This window comes from Pseudomonas sp. BS-2016 (assembly GCF_001806145.1).
Lineage (GTDB): Bacteria > Pseudomonadota > Gammaproteobacteria > Pseudomonadales > Pseudomonadaceae > Aquipseudomonas > Aquipseudomonas lundensis.
Map to the genome: position 1 here is coordinate 1 of NZ_MLCT01000205.1, position 974 is coordinate 974.

Sequence of the window (974 nt, forward strand, 5' to 3'; positions counted from 1 at the left end):
GATCTTGATCTGCTTGTGATCTTGATCTGCTTTTGATCTTAGGCGCCCCGTTAAACCACGCTGGCCGGAATTCGACAGGGATTTGGGGGGTAAACCGGCAGGGATGCCGGTTTAGCCGCCCCGCGCCATGGATGGCGCGTGGCGGCGGCCCCCCAAATCACTGGCGGATTACGGGCACACCGAGCCTAGGCGAGGTGCCGAGTGGTGGGGCAAGAGCGTTTTGCTTACTTTGCCGCTTTTGCAAAGTGAGCCGCCGTCAGGGCGGAACCCTAAGTGGCCGTTACCTAAATAACGGATATGTACGCGCTCTGATCCAACATCCCAGTTGACTGTCAGGCCGTCTTCGCAGGCAAGCCAGCTCCCACATAGAACTGCGGCGCGTCAGGTGGATAAGCGTCGCTGTCAGGCCGCCACGGGAGCAAGCTCCCTCGCCACAGATACAGCGTCGTACCAAAGTTATGTAGATACCTATGCTGCGATAGCGGTGTGTCAGAGGCCAATGGGCTAACTGCACCAGCGCTATCGCAGGCAAGCCAGCTCCCACATGGATCGCATTCCAATCCTGCATCGCTCTACAATGCCCCTATTCATCCCCGGGGGCTTCATGGACATCGAACTGGCACGCACCTTCCTCGAAATCACCCGATGCGGCAGCCTGGCCGCGGCGGCCGAGAAACTGCACGTCACCCAGACCGCTATCACCGCTCGTGTCAAAAACCTCGAGAACCAGCTCGGCTGCACGCTGTTCGTGCGCAACCGTGCCGGTGCGCGGCTGACCGCCGACGGCGAGGCCTTCGTGGTGTACGCCAACCAGTTGCTGCAAACCTGGGAAGCCGCCCGCCGTGACCTGCCATTGCCGGACGGCTATCGCAATGTGCTGCATATCGGCGGGGAGGTCAGCCTGTGCAACCCGTTGATGCTCGGCTGGGCCAAGGCGCTGCGCGAGCAGATACCGGGGCACGCCTTGCGCACCG

At 61.4% G+C, this 974-nt stretch carries 1 protein-coding gene; it reads left to right on the forward strand.

The genetic code is table 11. The features are described 5' to 3' along the window. Positions 1 to 604: 604 nt before the first annotated feature. Positions 605 to 974: LysR family transcriptional regulator (locus BKD70_RS23820; protein WP_139145841.1), on the forward strand; the 370-nt coding region annotated here is incomplete at its 3' end.